This is a genomic window from Nodularia sp. UHCC 0506, assembly GCF_034931045.1.
Classification (GTDB): Bacteria; Cyanobacteriota; Cyanobacteriia; order Cyanobacteriales; family Nostocaceae; genus Nodularia.
Genome location: NZ_JAYGHH010000015.1, coordinates 90,073 through 98,325 on the forward strand (window position 1 = coordinate 90,073; position 8,253 = coordinate 98,325).

The 8,253-nt window shown below is 40.4% G+C and carries 6 protein-coding genes; 4 read left to right on the forward strand and 2 right to left on the reverse strand.

Features of this window, described 5'->3' with window-relative positions:
- The first annotated feature begins 214 nt into the window (after positions 1-214).
- Positions 215-4,333, forward strand: a complete 4,119-nt coding sequence (locus tag VB654_RS11655; RefSeq protein WP_323213922.1) for a filamentous hemagglutinin N-terminal domain-containing protein — start codon at positions 215-217, stop codon at positions 4,331-4,333.
- Positions 4,334-4,487: 154 nt separating this feature from the next.
- Here the strand turns inward: VB654_RS11655 and VB654_RS11660 are convergent, their stop codons facing one another.
- Positions 4,488-4,658 (reverse strand): hypothetical protein, encoded by a 171-nt coding sequence (locus tag VB654_RS11660; protein WP_323213923.1) that lies wholly within the window; start codon positions 4,656-4,658, stop codon positions 4,488-4,490.
- 65 nt (positions 4,659-4,723) lie between these two features.
- Between VB654_RS11660 and VB654_RS11665 the strand changes: the two genes are divergently transcribed.
- Positions 4,724-5,080, forward strand: coding sequence for a hypothetical protein (locus VB654_RS11665; protein WP_323213924.1), 357 nt, complete (start codon positions 4,724-4,726; stop codon positions 5,078-5,080).
- 132 nt (positions 5,081-5,212) lie between these two features.
- Here VB654_RS11665 and VB654_RS11670 read toward each other — a convergent pair whose 3' ends face one another.
- Positions 5,213-5,770, reverse strand: coding sequence for a pentapeptide repeat-containing protein (locus VB654_RS11670; RefSeq protein WP_323213925.1), 558 nt, complete (start codon positions 5,768-5,770; stop codon positions 5,213-5,215).
- A gap of 176 nt (positions 5,771-5,946) precedes the next feature.
- Between VB654_RS11670 and VB654_RS11675 the strand changes: the two genes are divergently transcribed.
- Positions 5,947-6,540 carry a hypothetical protein gene (locus VB654_RS11675; protein ID WP_323213926.1) on the forward strand — a complete coding sequence of 198 codons (594 nt, stop codon included), beginning with the start codon at positions 5,947-5,949 and terminating at the stop codon, positions 6,538-6,540.
- A 682-nt stretch (positions 6,541-7,222) separates the two neighbouring features.
- Complete coding sequence (locus VB654_RS11680; RefSeq protein WP_323213927.1) at positions 7,223-8,008, forward strand: phosphate ABC transporter ATP-binding protein; 786 nt, start codon at positions 7,223-7,225, stop codon at positions 8,006-8,008.
- The last annotated feature ends 245 nt before the right edge of the window (positions 8,009-8,253 follow it).

The following is an 8,253-nucleotide window of genomic DNA, read 5'->3' on the forward strand; positions in this document are numbered from 1 at the left end:
AGACTTAACATAAAAGTGAAAGGCTTGATATATAGGACTACTATATATAGTTTTGCAAGTGGTGAAAAGTTGCCAAGACCCTGAGTTTGTTGCAAATAAATCTCCGACTCAGACACAACAAGTATTAACCTGTGCTGGTGTACTTATTATAGATGTTAGAAAACTTTCTTAAAGGGGAAGAATAAGTAATGTATAAAAAATCAGCAATTCATTTATGAAATTAACTTTTATTGGGTTTAGCTTTCTTGGTGCAATCTACATATCTGCTGTTTATAACACTGGTGTTTACGGGCAAGTAACTCCCGATAATACTCTCAATACTACCGTGAATGGTAGTAATAATTATAACATTATTAATGGCACTCGTGTCGGCAATAATTTATTTCATAGCTTCAGCCAGTTCTCGATTCCCAATAACGGCTCGGCATCATTTCAAAATGCTGCTGATATTCAAAATATTTTTAGTCGGGTGACAGGTGGTAATACTTCTTATATTGATGGTTCAATTAGTGCTAATGGGAGTGCTAATTTATTCTTACTCAACCCAGCCGGCATCATTTTTGGGCAAAATGCCAGCTTAAATATTGGCGGTTCATTTGTCGCCACAACTGCCAATAGCATTAAATTTGCTGATGCAACGGAATTTAGTGCAGTCAATGAGATTAGTATGCCATTGCTAACAATGAGTGTGCCGATTGGGTTACAGATGGGGCAGAATTCCGCACCAATTCGAGTAGAAAGTCATCTCACCGCAGGACAAGACTTGAGTTTGGAAGCGGGTAGCCTGGACTTGCAAGGACAACTAGTAGCGGGAAGAGATTTGACCCTCAAGACTCAAGATACAGTGCAAATTAGGGATACTGTCACGACTCCATTTCTCGCCCAAGCAGGTAGAAATTTAACAATTCAAGGAAATCAGGGTATTGATATCCTGGCTCTGAGTCATCCTGTGGCAGCACTTCAGAGTGGGGGTAATCTGAGTTTAATTAGCAATGGGAATATTTCTGGAGATGCACATTTTATTAGTGGTGGCAATATATCATTGCAGACTTTAGCAGGGACTCCAGGGAAGTTTGTTAGTCTGTTTGACCCGATAATTTATGCTAATGGGGATGTGGTGTTTGGTGACTACACAGGGGTAGCATTAAAGGTGGAGGCAACAGGGAGTATTGAGGGGGGTAATATTGTCATTACCGGCCCTGATGTGAGCGTTCCCAGCAGTGACCCAGACTATATCACACTCACAACTCAACCTGCGGCGATTTTGCGGGCAGGGGTGGCATCAGTTCCTACTGCCAATTTGCCACAACTGGGGTTCACAACGGGGACAGTAGCAGATTTGCCTCTGGGAAGTATTAGGGTGAGCAGTATCAACACATCAAATACAACAGGGGGAGATGGTGGTTCAATTACCCTGAATGCTGCTGGCGATATTATCACGGGCAACTTGAATTCCTCGTCTTTGTCGTTTTTTGGTAATAGTGGAAATGGAGGAGCGATCGCAGTTTCCACAACTAACGGCGATATTTCTGTCAATGGTGACTTATCTTCATTAACATTTAGCCGAGGTACAAGTGGGAATGGAGGCGCGATCGCTTTTTCCACAGCTAACGGCAATATTTCTGTCAATGGTGACTTATTTTCATCCTCATTCAGCATTGCTGGTAGAAGTGGAAATGGCGGTGCAATTACTCTTTCCACAAATAATGGCGATATTTTTGTTAATGGCAACTTATCTTCATCCGTATTAAGCATTCCTGATACAACTGGAAATGGCGGTGCAATTACTCTTTCCACAAATAATGGCGATATTTCTGTCAAGGGCAATGTGTCATCTGATGCCCAGTCATCACAAGGGACTAGCGGCAATGCCGGCGATATCGTCTTGAGTACAACCAATGGCAACCTCTTCAACGAGAGCCGTTTGTCATCTAATTCCGTGTCAACACAAGGGAATAGCAGCAATGGCGGCAATATCACCTTGACTGCAACCAATGGCAACCTCGTCAACCAGGGGGATTTGTCCTCTTGGTCTTTATCAGGAAAAAATAGTGGCAATGGTGGCAATATCAATCTGACTGCAACCAATGGCAACCTCGTCAACCAGGGCGTATTGTTCTCCTTGTCCCACTCAACAGTAGAAAATAGTGGCAATAGCGGTAATAGTGGCGATAGTGGCGATATCAATCTGACTGCAACCAATGGCAATCTCTCTAACCAGAACCAATTATTATCCTTGTCCTACACACAAGGAGGAAATAGTGGCAATAGTGGCGATATAAATTTGACTGCAACCGATGGCATCCTCTCTAACCAGAGCAATTTCTACTCATTTTCTTACTCAACAGTAGGGAATAGTGAAAATGCCGGCGATATCAATCTGACTGCAAAAAATGGGGATATTCTGGGCAACGGCAGCAGCTTGCATACTTTTTCCGTTGCATCCCAAGGAACTGCAAAAAATGGTGGATCTATCTCCTTAGATGCACAAAATCAGATATCTGGATTGACACTACTAACAACATCCTCTTCTGCTGAGGCAGGAAATGTGTGGATTATTGGGCGGGAAGATTTGGCGATCGCCGATCTTGCCATCCTGACGAGTAAACCAGTAACCGTGGAAACTCCAATTACAGGCGTAATCACTATTCAAACTGACGGAACAGGACGATCAGGGGATGTTAGCATTCGTAGTGTTGGGAATCTCAGCCTAACTAACAGCAAGATTGAAAGCGACGCTAAAGGCAGTGACTCCGCAGGGAATGTTACCTTCACCAGTCCAGGTCTATTAACTTTCATTCAAAGTCAAATTCTGAGCAGCACAAGTGCTAAGGGAAAAGCCGGGAATGTAAATATTAACACTGGTGACTTCAGCCTCCTGAATGGCAGTTCTATCAACTCCTCCACATCTGGAGGTGGCAATGCTGGAGACATCGATCTGAATGTGGCTAACACCTTGACTCTGGACAATAGCAACCTCTTTGCAAGTACCAGTAACAGTGGCAAAGGTGGGCAGATCGCAGTTAAGACTGGACGCTTACAACTTAATAATCAAAGTAACCTATCTAGCAATACAACAGGCATTGGTAATGCAGGTGCAATAGATGTCTCGGCTAATGCGATCGCACTTAATCAAAGTAGTATTAGTAGTCAATCTTTATCTGAAAGTGGCAATGCCGGAGGTATCAAGCTGAATGCAGCTAACACCTTGGAGCTTGATCATAGCACACTCTCAGCGAGTACAAGTAGTAGGGGTAATGGCGGTGAAATTACACTGAATACAGGCACTTTACAACTCAACAATCAAAGTATTGTATCTAGCAACACTACAGGTATTGGGAATGCAGGTGCAATAGATGTCTCGGCTAATGCGATCGCTATCACTCAAAGCAGCATCAATAGCCAATCTTTGGGTCAAGGTGACAGTGGCATAATTAAACTTAAGACTAGCACCTTAAATTTAATCGACAATGCCTTAATTTCTACGGCGGCATCCCAATTGGGAAAAGCAGGGAACTTAAGCATTACCGCCCGTGATCACATTAACTTGCAAACTGGCTCGCAAATTACCAGCCGCAGTACGGGAACTGGTGATGGTGGAACTGTGGAGATTACCGGGCGATCGCTCATTCTCAATCAAAATGCTCAAATCAACGCCTCTACTGTTGCTAGTGATGGCGGTAACTTAGTGTTAAAGCTATCTGAGTTTTTGCGCCTGAGCGATCGCGGTATTCTCAACGCCGAAGCTGGTGGGACAGGAGATGGTGGTAACATTAATATCAACACCCCATTTGTCATAGGTTCTGGTAATAGCGATATCATTGCCAATGCTGTACGGGGTCGTGGAGGTAATATTAACATCACCACTAATAGCATTTTGGGTTTAGAGTTTCGCAACAATCTTACTCCCCGCAATGACATTACTGCTAGTTCCGAGTTTGGTGTGAATGGGACAGTACAAATCACTACCCCCGGAGTTGATGCCAATTCTGGTTTAGTGGAATTACCTGTAAATTTAGTAGACTCATCACAGCAAATTACCAGTGGTTGTGCTGATAGTACTGGTAGTAGTTTTGTGGTTACTGGTAGAGGTGGAATACCGCAAAATCCCACTCAAGAAATAACAAGCGATCGTGTTTGGTCTGATGTTCGTGACATCTCTGCATACAGGACATCAGAATCAGTACAAGCCCAAATCCGTGTATCTCCCACGAAACTTATCCCAGCTACTTCCTGGCGACGTAATAACCAAGGTCAAATCGAGTTAATTGCAGCACAATCTAGCGCACCACCACAAACACAGTTAACTTGTGCGGCTGTTTCTAAAGGTTAACTCAGATATTGCACCCGTTAAGGAAAAGTTTTAGGGGTCAAAATTTATCGGGTGTAGGTTGAAAACCCCGGAAAAAGAATAGTTGCAAATTTCGGGCTTTAGACCGGGCAAGTTTTGGGTATGTAAACTCAACCAGAAGCTCCCAGCATCCCCTCTAGCCGGTGAAATGACCTGAAAATTCAAACTTGGATTCAGCAGCGATAAACAGCCCGTAAAGCCAAGAATTTCGCCGCAAGCGATCGCATTCATCATGAATTACAGGAACTAGGCATGACTTTAATCTATCAATCTGATAGTACAAATCATTAGCATTCCTGATAGACATTTACTTGAATCGTAAGATTTAATCGGGTAATGTGAGCAGTCAGGATTGTTTTGTAAGGAAATCTCATGAACAAAAAAACTCTACTTAGTTTGCTTTCCACTCCTATGCTAGTGAGTTCTATACTTTCTATGGGAGTCATGGCAAATCAGGCACAAGCGGCCGAACCAGAAACAAAAAACACAGACAAACTTACCTGTGTCCAGAATCAACATATATGGCGACCAGTGTGTGCTAGAGCTTCCGTATTGGCTCAAATCCCTGAATATAAACCTGAAATTGAGCTTTCTGGTGAAAACGAAGATACTTTGTTAGCCTTTAATATCGAGGAGAGTGATATGGCAGTTAATTTATTTAATTGTGATTGTCCACAGTGTATCAATGCTTTGCGTCAGATGCGCGGTATAGCACCTTTAGTTTATTAGGATTTATGACCAGGGACACAACAAATGTTATGTCCCTACCAAGTTTGTCAACTCAGATGAAAAATCAAGGTCTTTAACCCGCACAGACAGCCTTCTCGAAAGACTTTACAAACATCCTCTTATACACAGCACTCAGCACCTTACATAACTACCAGCCCAAGTAACCCATTTATGAGATATTCCTATATGGAATATTTCTTCGTATTTCTCTGGCTCAGTGATGATTGCTCCTGTTAAGTCTGCACCATTGAGTTCTGCTTCATTGATATTGCAACCCATTAAATTGGACTTCCTGAGATTAGCATTTCTTAAGTTTGCCCCACTCATTTCCGCCTCACTCAAGTTTGCATCTACCAAATTGGCAATTTCTAAATTTGCACTCCGCAAATCTGCACGACTTAAGTTACTCTCCTCTAGGTTGACTCTAATCAAGTCAGCGCCTATTAAGTTGACCTCACTCAAGTTTGCACTCTTCAAGTTTGCACCACTCAGGTCAGCATCAGTGAGATTTGCCCGACTAAAGTTACATCCACTCAAATTCGCTTGAGTCAAATTAGCACCACTCAAATCAGCTTCAATAAAATTAGCACCACTCAAGTCCACAGCACAAAGATTTATTTGATGTAAATTGGCTCTATTAAATGTGCGTTCTCCTGCTGCATAAAGATTCAGGATTTTGTTAGTATCCATATTGTTACCTCGCAACGTCTACAGGTCAGCAAGTGGAGTTATCAGTTGCACTCTACCCAAACCACACCAAAGACAATTTCGTTGAGTTACCAGCAACCAAGATTTGGATAAAACTTGTTACTCTATTGTGCTATAATTTCAAGCCATTTAAAAAATGCTTCATAGAAATATACTAAATGACTGATTTTACATCCACCCTATTGCAAGTAGTGGCTGCATATCGCGGACAAGGGAGCGCGCGCCCCACATCGGAAACAGTTGTAAATGCCTTATTACAAGCAGAAAAAGCTGCTAAACAACAACGCCTGACATATCCCTTAGAATCGCTGCTGGGCAAATGGCAACTTTGCTTTGCTACTGGGACTAAAAAAGCTAGACAGCGAGGTGGAATTATCTTGGGGAAGGGTTTGTATGTGCCAAAATTTGTCGCCGTCCAAATTTCTTTTAGTGCTACTTTAGACCAGAATGCAACTAAAGGCGATATTGGCAATCAGGTACAATTAGGCCCATTGTTGTTGCAGCTTACGGGGCCAGCCCAATATTTAGGCAAGAAAAATTTATTAGCATTTGACTTTAACTATCTACTTTTGAGCCTTTTTGGTCGTATGGTCTACAATCAGCCGATTCGCTCTGGTAAGGTTCAAACTGAGGATTTTTATGATCAGTCTATAGCTAAACTACCTTTTTTTGCTTTCTTTTTGGTTACAGAAGATTGTATTGCAGCTCGTGGTCGTGGAGGTGGTCTAGCGCTCTGGATTCGTGAAAATTAAGCAACTGCTCAATTACCTGTTCCCTGCTCCTTACCTCTACGAGTAAATATGGCTACCCCATGCAAGCTACAGAAACCAAACCGGATTCCTATGTATTTATAGAATTAAAAAATTACTTGGTGCTTATATGCGTTTAAATATATTAAGATTCTTTGCAATACATTTTTAAAGAAATTATATAATTTATACAAATAATACTTAAATTTACGGCAAGCTGTTATTGTTGGAACATAATCTATATCTGCCTACATCTCGGTTAAAAATGAAGCGATCGCATTTTAGCAGCCTAACTGCACACTAAGACATTCAGCAAATATCCGTGTATTTATGGACTGAACCCAAAAAAATTATTATCTTTCTGACAGAATTCTCAAGCAATGGGATAATCAGATAGAAATTTAATGTAATAAATATACCGTTTCAACCAAAATTAATGAGGTGATAATAAAGTTTTCTAATGTTATTTAATTTATTTTAACCTGATTTAAAAGTAAAAAATAACTTTTAATTAAACGATGCCAGAACGAGCATTTATTTTGACGCTGGGTAGTCATAAATTAATGAGTAATAGCTTCCTTTATTCGGAGTTATGACGAATCTATATTGACTTTACAAATAACAAAACCGGAATACTTATTTTTATGCTTCGTTTAGTTAATATCTGTTGTATAATTTTTTGAGCATGAATAAACTAGTTCCCGCCATAAAAGTTAAAAATCTCAGCTTTTACTACAATACTCAAAAGATATTTGAAAATATCTCAATGGATATTTATCAGAGCAAAGTAACTGCCATTATAGGGCCTAGTGGTTGTGGGAAGTCTACTTTTATTAAATGCCTAAATCGCATAATTGAATTAGAAGCGAAAGTACAGGTTGAAGGCAGGGTAGAATTTTTTAATCAAAATATTTATGAGCGTCGGGTAAACTTAAATCGACTGCGCCGGCAAGTGAGCATGGTACTGCCTAAGCCGAATCTTTTTCCTATGAGTGTTTACGATAATGTGGCGTATGGCGTAAAAATATTGGGGTGGCATCCAAAAGCAGAATTAGACGCAATTGTAGAATCTGCTATTAAAGATGCTGACCTCTGGGAAGAACTGAAAAATAAATTATACAAGTCGGCTTTAGACCTTTCTGGAGGTCAACAACAGAGACTTTGCATTGCTCGTGCTTTAGCAGTTAAGCCACAAATTATCCTGATGGATGAGCCTTGTTTTGCTCTTGATCCTACAGCTAGTATGAAAGTTGAGAGTTTAATTCAAAGTTTGCGATCGCGTTCAGAATTAACAATGGTAATTATTAGTCATAACTTGCAACAAATTCATCGCTTATCTGATTTTACAGCTTTCTTTCATTGTAATGAAAATCGGATTGGTGAAATGGTGGAATTTGGTGCTACAAAAAAAATCTTTACTAACCCTTGTGATTCTCGTACCCGTGACTATATTTTTGCCCATCTTAATTAAGCTTTATAAGATAAAATTCATAGTTTAAATTCAATATCTATTTTAAATTTTTAATTCAATGAAAATCTAAAATCTAAAACCTTATTAATTCAAGCTCCGGATTTATCCGTGGGGTATTTAATTTTTAATTTTTAATTTGGAGCGCAGCGACGTGACCTTGGATTTCTACCCTATGGTGCTAATTGTTGTTAGTACAATTATACCAAATAGTAGCAACCTGAGTTAGTTTTTGTCAATTACCTTAA

Bases quoted from the DNA above. Each gene is read 5' to 3' on its own strand.
- VB654_RS11655 (WP_323213922.1), top strand. From the start codon at position 215: ATGAAATTAACTTTTATTGGGTTTAGCTTTCTTGGTGCAATCTACATA.
- VB654_RS11670 (WP_323213925.1), bottom strand. From the start codon at position 5,770: ATGGATACTAACAAAATCCTGAATCTTTATGCAGCAGGAGAACGCACA.
- VB654_RS11660 (WP_323213923.1), bottom strand. From the start codon at position 4,658: ATGTCTATCAGGAATGCTAATGATTTGTACTATCAGATTGATAGATTA.
- VB654_RS11665 (WP_323213924.1), top strand. From the start codon at position 4,724: ATGAACAAAAAAACTCTACTTAGTTTGCTTTCCACTCCTATGCTAGTG.
- VB654_RS11680 (WP_323213927.1), top strand. From the start codon at position 7,223: ATGAATAAACTAGTTCCCGCCATAAAAGTTAAAAATCTCAGCTTTTAC.
- VB654_RS11675 (WP_323213926.1), top strand. From the start codon at position 5,947: ATGACTGATTTTACATCCACCCTATTGCAAGTAGTGGCTGCATATCGC.